The sequence below is a fragment of the Desulfovibrio intestinivivus genome, assembly GCF_053570665.1.
The window spans coordinates 518,092-533,548 of sequence record NZ_JBRBQT010000001.1; the positions used below are offsets into that span (position 1 = coordinate 518,092).

Annotated in this window: 13 protein-coding genes; 9 read left to right on the forward strand and 4 right to left on the reverse strand. The window is 56.0% G+C overall.

Annotated elements, in window-relative coordinates; all coding sequences use genetic code 11:
* The gene (locus ACUZ9P_RS02170) at positions 1–1,683 is read right to left on the reverse strand and encodes a sulfatase-like hydrolase/transferase (protein WP_449248461.1); all 1,683 of its coding nucleotides are present in this window, start codon (positions 1,681–1,683) and stop codon (positions 1–3) included.
* 753 nt (positions 1,684–2,436) lie between these two features.
* On the opposite strand from ACUZ9P_RS02170, the gene ACUZ9P_RS02175 reads away from it, so the two are divergent.
* Positions 2,437–5,097, forward strand: a complete 2,661-nt coding sequence (locus tag ACUZ9P_RS02175; protein WP_449248462.1) for a bifunctional diguanylate cyclase/phosphodiesterase — start codon at positions 2,437–2,439, stop codon at positions 5,095–5,097.
* Here the strand turns inward: ACUZ9P_RS02175 and ACUZ9P_RS02180 are convergent.
* Complete coding sequence (locus tag ACUZ9P_RS02180) at positions 5,078–6,310, reverse strand: GGDEF domain-containing protein (protein WP_449248463.1); 1,233 nt, start codon at positions 6,308–6,310, stop codon at positions 5,078–5,080. The two genes, ACUZ9P_RS02175 and ACUZ9P_RS02180, sit on opposite strands and share 20 nt — an antisense overlap.
* A 270-nt stretch (positions 6,311–6,580) precedes the next feature.
* On the opposite strand from ACUZ9P_RS02180, the gene ACUZ9P_RS02185 reads away from it, so the two are divergent.
* The 8 genes from ACUZ9P_RS02185 to speB (ACUZ9P_RS02220) all read left to right on the forward strand — a co-directional run bounded on the left by ACUZ9P_RS02185 (position 6,581) and on the right by speB (ACUZ9P_RS02220) (position 13,626).
* On the forward strand, positions 6,581–7,312 hold the full coding sequence (locus ACUZ9P_RS02185; RefSeq protein WP_449248464.1) for a sulfite exporter TauE/SafE family protein: 732 nt from the start codon (positions 6,581–6,583) through the stop codon (positions 7,310–7,312).
* A 270-nt stretch (positions 7,313–7,582) separates the two neighbouring features.
* Entirely contained in the window at positions 7,583–8,419 is an 837-nt protein-coding gene (locus ACUZ9P_RS02190; protein WP_449248465.1) for a transporter substrate-binding domain-containing protein, read from the forward strand.
* Between the two features lie 85 nt (positions 8,420–8,504).
* A complete protein-coding gene (gene speB, locus ACUZ9P_RS02195; RefSeq protein ID WP_449248466.1) occupies positions 8,505–9,464 on the forward strand; it encodes an agmatinase in 960 nt (319 codons plus the stop codon).
* A 253-nt stretch (positions 9,465–9,717) separates the two neighbouring features.
* Positions 9,718–10,359: an amino acid ABC transporter permease gene (locus tag ACUZ9P_RS02200; RefSeq protein WP_449248467.1), complete on the forward strand. Its 642-nt coding sequence runs from the start codon at positions 9,718–9,720 to the stop codon at positions 10,357–10,359.
* Entirely contained in the window at positions 10,359–11,039 is a 681-nt protein-coding gene (locus ACUZ9P_RS02205; protein WP_449248468.1) for an amino acid ABC transporter permease, read from the forward strand. Before ACUZ9P_RS02200 ends, ACUZ9P_RS02205 begins: the two co-directional genes overlap by 1 nt.
* A gap of 67 nt (positions 11,040–11,106) precedes the next feature.
* On the forward strand, positions 11,107–11,904 hold the full coding sequence (locus tag ACUZ9P_RS02210; protein ID WP_449248469.1) for an amino acid ABC transporter ATP-binding protein: 798 nt from the start codon (positions 11,107–11,109) through the stop codon (positions 11,902–11,904).
* An 81-nt stretch (positions 11,905–11,985) separates the two neighbouring features.
* The gene (locus ACUZ9P_RS02215; RefSeq protein WP_449248470.1) at positions 11,986–12,585 is read left to right on the forward strand and encodes a DUF1989 domain-containing protein; all 600 of its coding nucleotides are present in this window, start codon (positions 11,986–11,988) and stop codon (positions 12,583–12,585) included.
* A gap of 87 nt (positions 12,586–12,672) precedes the next feature.
* Positions 12,673–13,626, forward strand: coding sequence for an agmatinase (gene speB / locus ACUZ9P_RS02220; RefSeq protein ID WP_449248471.1), 954 nt, complete (start codon positions 12,673–12,675; stop codon positions 13,624–13,626).
* Between the two features lie 154 nt (positions 13,627–13,780).
* On the opposite strand, the gene ACUZ9P_RS02225 is transcribed toward speB (ACUZ9P_RS02220), so the two are convergent.
* Complete coding sequence (locus ACUZ9P_RS02225; protein ID WP_449248472.1) at positions 13,781–14,383, reverse strand: DJ-1/PfpI family protein; 603 nt, start codon at positions 14,381–14,383, stop codon at positions 13,781–13,783.
* Entirely contained in the window at positions 14,380–15,354 is a 975-nt protein-coding gene (locus ACUZ9P_RS02230; RefSeq protein ID WP_449248473.1) for a GlxA family transcriptional regulator, read from the reverse strand. The genes ACUZ9P_RS02225 and ACUZ9P_RS02230 overlap by 4 nt, the downstream gene beginning before the upstream one ends.
* Positions 15,355–15,457 lie beyond the last annotated feature (103 nt).

The following is a 15,457-nucleotide window of genomic DNA, read 5'->3' on the forward strand; positions in this document are numbered from 1 at the left end:
CTAATATCCTGGCAGACGGAAATTGGGCGGATACTTTTGCAACACGCCACGGTAGCGGCCAAATTCCGAATTAATGACATTCCCCACCGGTATGTGGCGAATACCCACGGAATCGTCTTCCTGCGGATTGGTATACAGGTTGAACATCACAAGGCCGCCGGTTTTTTCCACGATGCCCCCGGTAAAGCCGCCATTGTAGCCCTTGCGGGTGATCATGTCGGTGATCTGCACAGCCTTGTGCAGCTTGAACTCGTCAATGCGCACAGCCGCAAAGGTGGTGCCCAGCCAGTACAGAATGCTGCGCCGGTTGGAGTTGCCCTTGTCCGCCAGCAGGAAGGAAAGCTGGTCGATGCCGTCCACATAACGGTCTGGGGGCAGCAGCTTGGCAAGCTCTGCTCCGGGCTTGCCAGCGAGGGAAAGCGCCGTGGGCAAAATGTCCGCCAGGTCAAAGAGACCTTCTGTCTTGCGGGGGGAGATCACGCCCTTGAAATAGGCAAACGTGGGCACGCGGGTGCCGCCTTCCCAGGTGGTGCCCTTGTACCCGCGGAACGGCGAACGGCCATAGGGGGAGACTTCGCCTTCCGGTCCGTTATCCGAGGTGAAAATAACCAGCGTGTTGTCAATCTGGCCGGAATCCTCAAGGGCCTTCATCAGGCGGGCGAAGACATCGTCCATTTCCACCATGCAGTCGGAATACGGTGTGCAGGCGCGGGATCTGCCCAGATATTTGTCGCTGGGATAGTTATCAAAATGGCATCCGCGCGTGCCAAAATACAAAAAGAAAGGCTTGGGATTTTTTGCCTGGGCCTTGATGAAATTTTCGCCGTAGGTCGTCAGGTCGTCATCCAGATGCTTGATGCTGTCGAGATCAATAACCCGCAGATCCTTGCAGCCTTTTTCACCTTTTTTGCACTGCACTTCGCTGTGGCTGAAGGGGGCGTTTTCAAACGCGGCAAATCTGGGGGGATTGAGGGCAATCTCTGGGTTGGCATTGATGTCGCGCCATTCCGTGTACTCGTCAGAAACTGACAGAAATCCACGAAAATCGTCAAAGCCGACATTGTTGGGCAGGGAGCCTTCGTTTTCACCCATGTGCCACTTGCCTATGCCTTGGGTCACATAGCCCTGATCGGAAAGCAGTTTTGCAATGGTGATGGCCCCGTCCAGACCGCCCGCCTGTCCATACATGGGCGGGTATTGCAGGCCGTGATGCACTGGCAGCTGCCCGGTCATTATGGTGGCGCGGGTTGGCGTGCAGCTTGGCTGCGAATACGCCGAGGTCATGATAAGCCCCTCGGAAGCGAATTTGTCCAGCGAGGGTGTATCGTTGCCCACGGCTATGCCGCCGCCGTTAAAGCCCACATCCATCCAGCCAACGTCATCAAGCACAAAAACCAGGATGTTGGGTTTTTTACCGAACTTTTTTTCCAGAGCAGCCAGTTTTTCCCGAACGGCCTTGTCCTGCTCTGGATGGGAAATGACAGGCTCCAGGTTATCGGCGATTTTAACGCCGGGTACGGTGAGATACTGGTCGGGGTGAGGATACCCCTTGGCTTGTACGGGGCCGGATGAGGTGCCCCTGTCGTTTTGCGCAAGGGCAGTTCCTGAAACCAGCGCCATTGCCCCCAGCTGCATGAGGGTCAGGGCAGAACACAAACAGATAAAACGCAAAAATTTATCCATGCTTCCTCCGAACAACCGTGCTTAGCTGAAGATGTTCAGAAAATAGCATTGTAAATACGGCTTGACTAGATAAAAATATTGCAATTTCACAATATTCGTAACCACAATAATTCTATAACATTTATTTTTTTCATCACATTAATGCAGCATTATTCCAATACAAAATTGTTATAAAGACATTTAATATATTGTATTAATTACAACTACATTCTACTTTTCACATCAACTGTTCGCCATATTATTTTCATAATTTTTATCAAATTTACTTATATATTCTGCTTAAAACAAATAAAATAGTATAGAATATCAATGAAAACGATATATCTCGACATATTGTCGTTACGAATCACAGTTATAGTAGTCATAATTTTTAAAAATTATATACAGTACAATTAATACGCCATTCAACACAATATTTTCTATGCACTGCAAAGAGTTGTGCAAACATGGCGTGTATTTTTCCAGTTCATCCATGAGGCCCTACCCTGCAAATATTTGGTCAAAACCAGGCTGTGCGCAGAGCAGCAACCGACTTGTTCTAAATGTCTGAGCGCCAGTGCAGCACTGCCGCCTAAATAAAAAACTAATTTATTTCAAATGTTTATATTTTATCCAACTATTTTTATTCAAAAAGCAGACGGCTTCATATAAACTTGCTGCAACAGCGTGTGCTTGGCGCGGCATTGGCACGGCGGGCGAGCAAATCGGCTTTCACAGCACCCCGCTGAATCCCTTTCAAATAATGGTGAGATCATGCCCACAGCAGAGCAAAGCACCAGAGAGAAGAAAGGCGCGTTATGCAACTGCAACAGGCGCATGCTTGCCATCACGGCGGCGTCCCTTCTTTTTCTGCTGACGATCATCTGGTCGGCAACCCTGTGGGACATTGCGCGCTCAGAAAAAGAAGTTCAGTCTAACGTTGAAATTACCACGCGCACCCTGGCCCGCGCCCTGAGCGAGCACATGCTGTCCACAATCAAGCGCCTTGAGCTTGCCATCAAGGAACTGGATGCAGCATGGACTCCAGACCAAAAGGATATCCGCGCAGAAGCAGAGCGGCTGAAAAAAATCATCGGCGATCTGGCGCTGCAAATTTCCATAGTTGAGCCCAACGGCCTTGTTGCCTATTCAACCCTGCCGCACATTGCGGGCATAAGCATAGCCGACAGAGAACACTTTAGTGTGCACCTCACCCCGCCCTGGCGGGAAATTCATGTTGGCAGGCCAGTTTTGGGCCGCGTTTCCGGCAAATGGACCATCCAGTTTTCCAGCCCCATTGTCCGGCAAGACAAACTTGTCGGCGTCATTGTTATTTCTGTTGAGCCAGACTACTTTGCCTCATTTTTTCGCAGCCTTGGCCTTGATGCGCAAGATTCCATCGATGTCATCCGCTCTGACGGCACACTGCTTGTGCGCTCCACAGGAGCGGGCCTCATCTACGGGCATATCATCAGCGGCACAGCCTACCTGCAAGCAAACTCCCCCATCAGCGGCAACTTTCGCCGCCCTTCGCAGATTGACGGCATCGAACGGATATTCGGCTATTACAAGATTGGCCAGTATGGGCTGACCTTTGTGGTGGGCAGCGCGGTGGGCAACGCCTTTGCGCCTTTTGAGCAGATACGCACCGCCACATTATGCGGTGCGGCGCTGGTATCCGCCCTGCTGGTGGCTCTGGCCTTTCTTGCTTACGACAGCCTGCGCCGCCGCGATGAAGCCGAAAAACAGCTGGAGCTTACGGGACAGGTATTTGATTTCACCGGCGAGGCCATCTGCATAACAGACAGCGAAACAAACATTCTGGCCGTCAACGAATCGTTTTGCCGCCTCACGGGATTTTCGCAACCGGAAATAATCGGCAAGACCCCGCGCGTGCTGGCCTCAGGCCGTCACGGGCCGGAATTTTACAGGCACATGTGGGATCAGCTGTTTTCCAACGGCTGGTGGGAAGGCGAAATCTGGAACAAGAAAAAGGACGGTACCTTTTACCTTGAATGGCTGAACATCAAGGTAGTGCGCAACCTACGCGGGGTCATAACCAACTATATCGGCGTGTTTGCCGACATCAAAAAAATCGCCGTAACCCAAAGGCGCATTGAGTTTCTGGCCACGCACGATGAACTGACGCAGTTGCCCAACCGCGCCGTGTTTTGCGACCGCCTGCAAAAAGCGCTGGATTGCTACCCGCCCAACAGTTGCCAGTTTGCTGTTGCCTTTATCGACATTGATGATTTTAAAATAGTCAATGATTCCATCGGGCATGCGGCGGGCGACAGCCTGCTTAAAGAAATGGCCCTCCGCCTCACCACCGGAGCGGGCGCGGATGCCGTTGTTTCACGCTTTGGCGGCGATGAATTTACCCTGCTGCTGGAAAATGTGGACGAGGCCAAGGCTGCGGCCACAGCGCAGCGCATCATTGAATCATTACGCCAGCCCATTTCCGTATGCGGCTTTGAAATCTACGCCGGGGTCAGCATTGGCATAGCCGTGTACCCACAGCATGGCAGCGACATAAGCACTCTTTTGCAAAATGCCGATATTGCCATGTACCATGCCAAGGGGCAGGGTAAAAACACTTTCAGCTTCTTTAATGACGAGTTGCAGATCAAGGCGGCCATCCAGCTACAGATAGAAAGCGGCTTGCCGCGCGCCATTACAGAAAACGAGCTGGTTTTGCACTACCAGCCGCAGGTGGAACTGGATTCCGGTCGCATAATCGGGCTTGAAGCCCTTGTGCGCTGGCAGCACCCCAATGACGGGCTGCTGTTCCCCGGCAAGTTCATTCCCCAGGCGGAAAAAACACGCCTTATCGACAAACTGGGCGAATGGGTTGCCGACAGTGCCGCCGCGCAGATCGAGCAGTGGCGCGCCGCAGGGCTCAACCCGCCCAAGGTTTCCATTAATATTTCACCATCGCAGTTTTTGCGTGGCGCGGCCTTGCCCATGATTGAGCGTATTCTCAACAAATATTCCATTCCGCCGTATCTGCTCGCCATTGAGCTGACAGAAAGCGCCCTTATGACCGACCCCAAGGAGGCCCGCCGCGCTCTGGGCAGGTTCCGCGATATGGGGCTGGAAATTTCCATTGACGATTTTGGCACCGGCTTTTCTTCGCTGTCGTCCCTGCGCCACTACCCCATCAACAGGCTCAAGATCGATCAGTCTTTTGTGCGGGACTTGGACGAGGCCCCGGATGCCTGCGCCATCACGCAGACGGTCATTGATCTGGCAAAATATCTGGGCATAGCATCCATTGCGGAAGGCATTGAAAACGAAGGGCAGTTCACCAAAATCAAAATGATGGGCTGCAATATCGGGCAGGGATTCTTTTTCGCAAAAGCGCTTTCAGTGGAAGATCTGGAAAAAAGAGGATTCGTCAGCACCGGGCCGGCAATTATCCCGCGCGACCAGTAGCCCCCTCCGCTCCGGCGGAGTGCACCACGGTATTCTTGCCCCTGGCCTTTGCGGCGTACAGGGCGGCATCTGCCGCGCGCAGCAGTTCACGCCTGTTTTTCTTTCCCGTGGGTTCCAGCACGGCAACTCCGGCGCTCACGGTAACAACATTGTCGTGCCTGCCAGTGGCATGCTCAATGCGCATCTTTGCAAAAGCCCGAACCACATCCTCCGCCAGCGCAAGCGCCTCTGTAGCGCCCATGCCAGGCAGAATCAGGGCAAACTCCTCCCCGCCATAACGGGCGGCTACATCCGTGGTGCGCCGGGCATGTGCTTGCAGAACCTGCGCCAGCTTGCGCAGGCACTCATCGCCTTCCTGATGGCCGTACTGGTCATTGTAGTTCTTGAAGTCGTCAACATCCAGAATCACAATGGCCATGCCAAGCCGCCCACGCACGGCCCGCTTCCACTCGCTCTCATACGCGGCATCAAACTTGCGCCTATTGGCAAGGCTGGTGAGGGCGTCAGTCTCCGACATATCCTGAAGTTCTTCGTTGGCGACCCGCAGTTCCGCTTCCATTCTGGCAAATGTCATGGCGATGATGCTGAAAGTCAAAATTGAGGCAATGAACATTGCCATGAGCAACATGGCCTTGGCCATGTCATCCGGCCCGGAGGGAAGGCACTGCACGGAGTTGAAGGCCTTGTACGCGCGCAGCACAAACACTGCCCCAAGAACAACAAACATCGCCGACAGCAGGGATTGCGTCGCATGCCGTTTCCAACCCTTGACCACATACGGTTCAAACCCGATGCGGAGAAACATGAAAGCCATGCCAAGGGAAAATGCGGCGACCCTTGTGCAAGTGTTGAAATCAACAAACATGTAGTAGGCTATCACAGCTGAAACGACCGCAAAAACACCGTAGTTTACTGCCATGCGACGCTTCGGCCTGACACCGCCATACAGCAGCATGCCACGGAACAGAAAAACCCCGGAGAGCAGCATCAGCACGCCGCCAAAGTAGAGGGAAAGCAAAAAATCAAAGGGACGGAAATAGTTGAGAAACAGCCCTACAGACCAGGAAACCAGCCCGAGCGTCATACTCCCGAACCCAGGATAGGTTCGGCGGCACAAGTACGTATACACAAGCACGGAAGACAGCGAGAAATAGAGGGCCGCCACGAGAACTGCCATGGTGAAGGCATCAAAGTTGCTCAAAAGATCAGTCACTGGCAACTATCCGTAACGGTTGGGAATAAACCAAAATTTCAGACTGCCTCAGAAACATTTAGCAAGATTAGCATGTTGCTGCATACCTGAAAAGGCGCAAATACTCCCCCGGCCTGCCCTGCACGGGCACGTCTTTTGCGCCACCGGCCCTTTCCGCCAGGTTGACCTGCGCCGTGCTTCACGCGTAAGGCCAAGAGGTGGCTGCAACCTGCCGTGTTGCCTGTTGAATACGTTCCACCCCGGCTCTATTGCCGGATCAGCGAAGGCCCTATGGATATTCCTGTTCTTGTCGTTGTGATCGCCTGGTTTGTGGGCGGTTTTGTTTCAGGTGCAAGCGGCATCGGCGGCGCCATGATCGCCCTGCCCCTTGCGGCCCTGTTTATTCCCATTCAGGTTGTCATCGCCCTGAGCTGCATACTTAATCTTGTTATGGACGGCATGATCGCCGCCATGCATTTTCGGTACTGCAAGGTTCGCGCGCTGTACCCCTTGTTTGCCGGGGCCATCCCCGGCTCCATCATCGGCCTTTTCATTCTCCAGATGGTTCCTGGCAGCATGCTCCAGGGCATGACCGGCGTACTCCTGCTGGCATTTGTGCTGTGGCAGAGCCGCTCGCGCGTAAGCCAGACCGGGCAGGAATCCTGGCTCAAAGGCGGGCTTGCGGGCTTTGCCTCGGGCGTGCTGGGGTCGGCCATCTCGTTTGACGGTCCCCCTGTAGGAGCCTACGGCCTTTATGCCGGGTGGACTCCACGGATATTTCTCGGCACGCTGGGCGTATTTTTTATCATCAGGGCTTCGCTGACCTGCGTTCTTCAGGCCGGAGCGGGATTATACACGCCCGAGGTGCTGCGCTACGCCGCATACGGCATGCCTGCCACGGTGCTGGGCACGTTGTGCGCCTTCCCCGTTGCCAAGAAGATCAACCCTGAACGTTTCCGCACCGTGCTGCGCGGCATCATTGCCGCTGCGGCTCTGGTCTGCATCTGGCGGGCATGGCTGTAGCGCTCAACCACTTGCAACCTTCCATCAGTATTGGCCTCCTCGCGGAGGCCTTTTCTTTGCGGCAAAAGCAAAGCCCGCACCAAACAGGCGCTTGCCCCAGCAGCGATACAAATTTGTAATCTACAGTGGCTTTATGAGGACAATAAAACAATATTGTTTTAGCAATCCCCTGTTATTTTAATTAAAAATATTTAATTATCTGAAATAAAACAATTTTTAACTTTGGCAATCATGTTGCAATACCCTCTGCAAAATCTGGAGGGTTTTCGTATGAATATTTTGCTGAAAAAAGTTGTGGTTGGTGCAGCGCTGGCAAGTTCGCTCCTCATGGGCGCCAATACCGCTCGTGCCGACCTGCTTGCGGATATCAAGGCCAAGGGCGAAATCGTCATCGGCACCGAAGCCCGTTTTACGCCGTTTGAATTTATGGAAAACGGCAAAATCGTGGGCTACAGCACCGACCTGCTTGAAGTCATCATGAAGGACATGCCCGGCGTTAAGGTCAAGCGCATGGATATTCCCTTTCAGGGCATCCTGCCCGGCCTGAGCGCCAAAAAATTTGACTATATCGTCACGTCTGTCACCGCCACCAAGGAACGCAACGAACACTACGCCTTGAGCGTGCCCGTGGCTGACGCCACTGTGGCCATGCTGGTGCGCGCAGACAGCCCCTTTGCAAAGCCCGAAGACATGAGCGGCAAAACCGTGGGCTGCCAGACCGGCTCCGCCCAGATCAAGGCAATCGACCTGCTTGCCGAAAAACTTGGCGGCAAGGACAAAATCAAGGTCAAGGAATACGTGGCCTTTGACGAAGCCTACGCCGACCTTGCCGCAGGACGCCTTGACGGCGTGGCGCAGTCCTACCCCAACCTTGCGGATGTTATCAAACGCCGTCCCGGCATGTTCAAAATTCTCACCCCGCCCTTCGGCCCCAAGGTCTACTTTACCTGGGTTGGCCGCAACGATGCGGACAGCGCTAGCCTTGCGGCTTTCTTTGATGACGGGCTGCGCAAGCTCATCACCAGCGGCAAGATGGCTGAGCTTCAGCAGAAGTGGTTTGGCTTCACCATGGAAATTCCTACAGAGCTGCCCACTCCCGTTCAATAGCCTTTACTTCCTTCACACATGGCCCCGGCCCTATGAGGCCGGGGTCTGCTTTTACCAGTTTGCACATTATTTCAGGAGAATAGGTATGTGTCCGGTCAATTCCCTGCAATCCCCCCGGTTTTGCGGCATCCGCACCTTCATGCGGCAACCGATGGCAACGGGCGAAACCCCGCAGGCTGATATTTCCATTATCGGCGTTCCCTTTGACAGCGGCGTATCATACCGGCCTGGCACCAGGTTCGGCCCGGCGGCAATCCGCGAGGCCTCAACCCTGCTCAAGCCCTACTCTCCAGAACTTGATGTGGACGTGAACGAGAGCTTCACCATCGCCGACCACGGCGACATCGACACCATCCCCGGCTATATGGAAGACAGCTTTGCCGCCATCACCAGCGGCCTGAAGCCCTTTTTCGCCTCCAAAACCCTGCCCGTCATTCTTGGCGGCGACCACAGCATCAGCCTGGCAAACCTGCGCGCCGTGCATGCGGCGCATGGGCCAGTGGCCCTGCTCCATTTTGACGCGCACAGCGACACCATACCCAGCTATTACGGCAAGCCCTACAATCACGGCACCCCCTTTTACTGGGCGCTGAAAGAAGGCCTCATCCTGCCCCAGCATTCCACGCAGATCGGCATTCGCGGGCCGCTCTACGGCCGCAACGCCCTTGACTGGCCCCGCCAGCAGGGCCTGCGCATCATCATGGGGCACGAGGCCCACGCGATGGGGCCGGAGGCTGTGATACGCGAGGCCCTTGCACGCATTGGCGACGCCCCGGTGTTTCTGAGCTTTGACATTGATTTTCTTGATGCGGCCTATGCCCCCGGCACCGGCACGCCAGAGGTGGAAGGTTTCACCACCTACGAGGCCATGACCCTTGTGCGCGGCATTTGCAGCAAGTGCCGCGCTGTTGGCATGGATCTGGTGGAAGTGCTGCCCGACAAGGACGTGGCGGGCATTACCGCTCTGGCTGGAGCCTCCGTGGTCTTTGCCTTTCTTGCGGCGCAGGCGGCCTTTCGAAGCGCACAGCCCCAAACCACATTATGATCGCGGAATGAAACAAAAATGTTTTGTATAAATCCAACATTGCGGAATCAAAACTTTTTTGTTTTCACAAAGCTCCAAAAAAAATCAATCAAAACTTGGTAACTAACTGTCAATAAACAATAATCACCACAATGGCATCCAGTTTGCTCAAAACACCATACTGACAGGCGGGGAGCCGTGCCGCAGGGGAGTCCCTCCCACTGTTCCCCGCCGGAAACGCCCAACCGAGTGGATGCATCCACAGCAGGCTATCATGAACGAATGCAGCTTCATCCTTTCCATTATGCCGGAGCTGCTCCAGGGCGCAATAACTTCGGTTTTTGTGGCTATGGCGGCAATCTCGCTGGGTGTTGTGCTCGGCATTTCGGTGTGCCAGATGCGGCGGTCGCAGTTTTGGGGCTTCAAGCGGGCGGCGGGGCTGTACATCAGCTTTATGCGGGGCATTCCCGTGCTGGTGATTTTGTTTCTGCTGTTCTACCTGCCCTCGGCAGTCAACATTGAAGTGCCCTCACTGCTGGTTGCCGTGCTGGCCCTTGGCCTCAACACCAGCGCCTTTCAGGCCGAAATTTATCGCGGCGGCTTCAACTCCATACCCGTGGGGCAGATCGAAGCGGCCAAGGCTCTGGGCCTCAGCCGCATGCGTATTCTCACGCGCATCCAGCTGCCGCAGGTGCTGTCGCTCACAGGGCCGGAGCTGGTCAATGAGTTCATCATCCTGTTCAAGAACTCGTCACTTATTTCTGTTATCGGCGTCACCGAACTCATGCGCCGCAGCGAGCAGCTTGTGTCCACAACCTACAAGCCTGTGGAAGTGTATCTGGCCGCAGCCATTATTTATCTGGCCCTGTGCCTGATTATTTCTCGCCTGGGCGAACGCCTCAAGGGGAAGCACTGATGGACGCCCTCACGACCTTTCTGGCCCGCTGGCAGAGTTTTTTGATTGAAAACGGCCCGGATTTTGGTGCAGCGCTCTGGGTGACCATCCGCATCAGTCTGGTCGCCATAGCATGCGGTCTGGCGCTGGGTTTTGCCGCAGAACTTGGCCGCCGCATCTTCCCCTGGCTGCGCAAGCCCGTTGCCTGCTATGTGGAGTTTTTTCGCGGCACGCCTCTGCTTATCCAGCTCTATCTGCTCTATTACGGCGGCCCCCGAATCGGCATTGTGCTGGATGCGGAACCCGCAGGCATGCTGGGCATGTCGCTCTATGCCGCCGCCTATTTTTGCGAGATCTTCCGCGCCGGATTTGAGTCCATACCCGAGGGTCAGCGCGAGGCCGCGCACTGCCTGGGCATTCGCCCCTGGCGCAGACTGTGGCGCATAGAATTGCCGCAGATGGCCCAGATAGTTCTGCCGCCCGCAGTCAACCAGATCATCACGCTCATCAAGGATTCAGCGGTGCTTTCCATCATCACCGTGGCGGAACTGACCAAGACCGCGACCCGCATCATGAACATCAGCTTTGAAATCGTCATGCCCCTGTGCCTGCTGGCTCTGCTCTACTGGATCATTTCCGAGGCAGTGGCGGTTTTGTGCGGCAAGGCGGAGGCCCGCCTGACCAGGCATTTGACGCGTTAACGCAGCATCAGACGCGCGCAATTTTTACAGAAATACGCGCCGCCAAGGCTCCAAAGGAGAACAGGTCATGGAAGAAACAATCACTCCAGCCATCAGAATATGCGATGTGCGTAAGCGTTATGGGCAGCACGAGGTGCTTCAGGGCATCGATATGGAAGTCATGCCCAAAGAAGTGGTCTGCCTTATCGGCCCTTCCGGCTCGGGCAAAAGCACCCTGCTGCGCTGCGTCAACTTTCTTGAAGTGTACGACGAGGGCGAAATCCTGGTTGAAGGCGCGCTGATGGGCTACGAGGTGCAGTACAACGGCACTCGCCGCCGCGCCAGCGAAACACGCATCCGCGAAAGCAGGCGCGACCTAGGCATGGTGTTTCAGCATTTCAACCTGTGGCCGCACATGACTGTCATGGAAAACATTACCGAAGCGCTCATTTCCGTTGCTGGCAAAAGCCGCGCCGCCGCCGAAAAAAAAGGGATGGAATGCCTTGAACGCGTAGGCCTTGCCGAAAAGCGCAACAGCTACCCGGCCCAGCTTTCCGGCGGGCAGCAACAGCGCGTTGCCATTGCGCGCGCCCTGGCAACGGAGCCGCGCATCATGCTGTTTGACGAGCCAACCTCAGCCCTCGACCCCGAGCTTGTGGGCGATGTGCTGCAAGTCATGCGCAGTCTGGCCAACGATGGCATGACCATGCTCATAGTGACCCACGAAATGGGCTTTGCCGCCGAGGTGGCGGATCGGGTGGTCTTTATGGAAGGCGGACACGTTGTGGAGCAAGGGCCGCCGGACAAACTTTTTCATACGCCGGAAAGCCCCCGCCTTGCGGCCTTTCTAAAAAGCTGGACGCACCGCAACGGACAGGTTGCCTAGCGCCTGTAGCACTGCCGCCAACATCAGTTACGAGCGGCAGACAGAATATCTGGCACAAGCCTTTGGCAGGAGAACATGACCATGAGCGAATACATCACCATTCCCGGCCGCTGCGGCGATGCCGCCATTGTGCGGGCCGGTGAACGCATCAAGATCGTCAACATCACGGGGGAGCAGGTGGTGGACACCTGGGCCTTCAACCTGCGCAACCCACAGGAATATATGTCCATGCAGCATGTGCGGCCCGATCTCAACAAGGGCATTCCCGGCCCGGGCGACAGGCTGGTGACCAACTGCCGCCGCCCGGTGCTCACCATGCTGGAAGACACCAGTAACGGCGCGCACGACACCTTTATGGCCGCCTGCGACATCTACCGCTACATGGCCCTTGGCGTGCAGGGCTACCACGCCAACTGCACGGACAATATGTATGCGGCCCTGCGCAAAATGGGCATACAGGTGGATTTTTGCCCCTGCCCGCTGAACCTGTGGATGAACACCCCCATTGTGGACAACAAGGCCCACTGGCTGCCGCCCTTGAGCAAGGCGGGCGACTACGTGGTGCTTGAAGCCCACTTTGACTGCGTGGTGGTCATGTCGGCCTGCCCGCAGGATATTTTGCCCATCAACGGTAAAAACTGCGTGCCTTCAGACATCAAATACAAGGTCTACGCGGCCTGACCGCGCGGCAAAAATACAAGCATCGGCCCCCATTGCGGCGGCCACGATAACAGACCGAACTCTTCCGGCCCAAACATCGAGGTTTATATGGCTTCCATGCAACCACCCAGCGCGTCTTCGTCCCCACGTTTCTGCAACACCGGCAGCTTCATGCGCATGCCGCGTATGGACGACCCCACGGGTATGGATTTTGCGGTTTTTGGCATTCCCTTTGATACGGGCAGTTCCTACCGCACGGGTTCGCGCTTCGGGCCTTCGGCCATCCGGCATATTTCGAGCATGATCAAGCCCAACAACGTGATCTTCGAGGTCAATATTCTCAACGAGCTGACAGGCGGCGACTTTGGCGACGTCAATATTGTCCCCGGCTATATCGAGCCTTCGTATGCAGCCATCACCCAGTTCATGCAGCCTCTGCTTGAAGCTGGCGCAGTGCCGCTGGGCCTTGGCGGCGACCACGCCATCACCCTGGCCGAGTTGCGCGCTGTTGCCGCCCAGCACGGCAAGGTAAGCCTGCTGCATTTTGATTCGCACCTTGATCTGAACGAATCCGTATTCGGGCAGCCGTACAACCACGGCACACCCTTTCGGCGTGCGCTGGAAGAAGGCCTCATCGACCCGTCCACCTCTATCCAGCTGGGCATGCGAGGCTCGCTCTACGACCCGGACGACTTCAAGATCGCCGCCGATCTTGGCTTCAAGGTGCTGCCCGCGCACATCATGCACGAGATGGGCTTGCCCGCGGTTATCGAAGCCATCCAGCAGCGCGTGGGCGACACAAAGGTTTTCCTCACCTTTGATATCGACTTTGTGGATCCTGCATACGCCCCCGGCACCGGCACGCCAGAGGTCGGCGGATTTACCTCATGGGAGGTGCTGAGCCTGGTACGCGCCCTCAAAAACCTGCACTATGTAGGCTTTGACATTGTGGAGGTCATGCCCGGCATAGATCAGGCCGAGCTGACAGCCTATCTGGCGGCCAACATCGGCTTTGAATTTCTGTCCATCCTCGCATTTCAAAAAAAGAACGGCCTGCGTTAGGGCAGGTTCCGCATGAAATGGGTTAACGGCTCTAAAGAACGCAACTGAATTTAAGCAACTTTCCATCACGCGCACGGCGCAGCCCTGTTACCCTCACAGAGCTGCGCCGTTATATTTTCAGCCAGACAACACGTCTGGCAAGGGCTGGAGCCGACTAAACTTCGGCCGTGTACGGCGGGGCCGGGTCGTACTGCAAAATTTTGCGCACAAGGCGGGCGTGATCCGGATCATGGATCTGGCCCACAAGCCACAGGGCCATGTCCATACCTGCAGACACGCCCTGCGAGGTGACAATCTTGCCATCGCGCACATAGCGCGCATCCGGCAGAGCCGTTATTTCCGGGTCGCTTTCAAGGGCGTCCATGAGCTGCCAGTGCGTTGTGGCCCGGCGGCCCTTGAGCAGCCCGGCCTTTTGCAGGATCAACCCGCCGGTGCACACTGCGGCAAGGTATTCCACCTTCTCATATTGCTGGCGCACCCAATCCAGAATGCCGTGGTCGCTCCAGGCGTATTCGGAAACTTCCGCCGTGCCCGGCAATAGCAGCACATCCAGCGGCGGGGCGTTTTGCAGACTGTAATCCGGCGTAATGCGCAAGCCGCTCAATCCGCAGAGCGTCTGGCCCGTGCAGCTCAGCGTCACCACCCTGCCGCCCCCGGCAAACTGGTTGGATGCCGCAAATACCTGCATGGGCGCTACAAAATCCAGCTCCGCCACCTGTTCATAAATATATATTCCGTATGTCAGGCCTGTTTTCATCGTTGTTCTCCTTTAAAAAAATGTCGGCTGTACTGGTGGGGACTCAGGCCAAGGCGGCGGATGAAGGCCTTGCGCAAACGATCTTCGCTGCCAAAACCCGCCGACTGCGCCACCGAGGCAAAAGACTCAGCCCCGGCTTCAATGAGCTCACGCGCCCGGATGATGCGCAAGCCTTCCACAAAGCGGGCGGGGCTGCTGCCGGTTTCTACGGGGAATACCCGCGCGAAAGACCGGGGGCTCATGTTCGCCACCTCGGCCAGGCGCTCAACAGTCAGTTTTTTGCCCAGGTTAGCCTCCAGCCAGCGCACCAGAGGGGCAAATCTGCCCGCATTGACCTGCGCCGCCAGCGCTGAGCTGTACTGGCTCTGGTTGCCGGGGCGGCGGCGGTACAAAAGCAATACGCGGGCGACTTCCATGGCCAGTTTGTCGCCGTAGTCTTCCTCAACCATATCCAGAGCCAGATCTATGCCCGCCGTAACGCCGCCGCTTGTGGACGTCTTGCCGTCGCGCACAAAAATGGCGTCAGGCTCCACGCTAATCTGCGGGTACAGCTCGGCCAGGCGGTCAGCCACCAGCCAGTGGGTTGCCGCCCTTTTGCCGTGCAGCAGACCGCAGGCCGCCAGAATGAACGCCCCGCTGCACACGCATGCTATGCGCGCAGATCGGGCCGCCGCCGCACTTACCTGCTCTATGATCTGCGGATTCCCCGATATGGCTTCCGCATCCACTGCGCCGGGAACAACAAGAATATCCGGCGAAAGATTTTCAAGTGTTGTTTCCGCCGTCAGCACAAGACCGGATGAGGTTCGCACAGGGCCGGGGGGGCAGGCGGCAAATACGGGCGTATAGCCCTGATCATTTTTGTTGCTGTGCGCCAGAATATCCGTAGCAGCCGCAAAAACCTCCAGCGGGCCGGATACATCCAGCGAGACAATGCCGGGATAAAGAAAGAAAACAACGCGCTGTTTCATGTGTGCAGAATAGAAAACGGCCGCACTGGCTGCAATGACAAAAAATAGCCTTTTTCTGCCACAATGGCGGCAACAGTGCCGCCGCCGGAACAGGCGGTGCAGA

Coding starts and splice junctions, on each gene's coding strand:
- ACUZ9P_RS02170 (WP_449248461.1), bottom strand. CDS start 1,683: ATGGATAAATTTTTGCGTTTTATCTGTTTGTGTTCTGCCCTGACCCTC.
- ACUZ9P_RS02175 (WP_449248462.1), top strand. CDS start 2,437: ATGCCCACAGCAGAGCAAAGCACCAGAGAGAAGAAAGGCGCGTTATGC.
- ACUZ9P_RS02185 (WP_449248464.1), top strand. CDS start 6,581: ATGGATATTCCTGTTCTTGTCGTTGTGATCGCCTGGTTTGTGGGCGGT.
- ACUZ9P_RS02190 (WP_449248465.1), top strand. CDS start 7,583: ATGAATATTTTGCTGAAAAAAGTTGTGGTTGGTGCAGCGCTGGCAAGT.
- speB (WP_449248466.1), top strand. CDS start 8,505: ATGTGTCCGGTCAATTCCCTGCAATCCCCCCGGTTTTGCGGCATCCGC.
- ACUZ9P_RS02200 (WP_449248467.1), top strand. CDS start 9,718: ATGAACGAATGCAGCTTCATCCTTTCCATTATGCCGGAGCTGCTCCAG.
- ACUZ9P_RS02205 (WP_449248468.1), top strand. CDS start 10,359: ATGGACGCCCTCACGACCTTTCTGGCCCGCTGGCAGAGTTTTTTGATT.
- ACUZ9P_RS02210 (WP_449248469.1), top strand. CDS start 11,107: ATGGAAGAAACAATCACTCCAGCCATCAGAATATGCGATGTGCGTAAG.
- ACUZ9P_RS02215 (WP_449248470.1), top strand. CDS start 11,986: ATGAGCGAATACATCACCATTCCCGGCCGCTGCGGCGATGCCGCCATT.
- speB (WP_449248471.1), top strand. CDS start 12,673: ATGGCTTCCATGCAACCACCCAGCGCGTCTTCGTCCCCACGTTTCTGC.
- ACUZ9P_RS02225 (WP_449248472.1), bottom strand. CDS start 14,383: ATGAAAACAGGCCTGACATACGGAATATATATTTATGAACAGGTGGCG.
- ACUZ9P_RS02230 (WP_449248473.1), bottom strand. CDS start 15,354: ATGAAACAGCGCGTTGTTTTCTTTCTTTATCCCGGCATTGTCTCGCTG.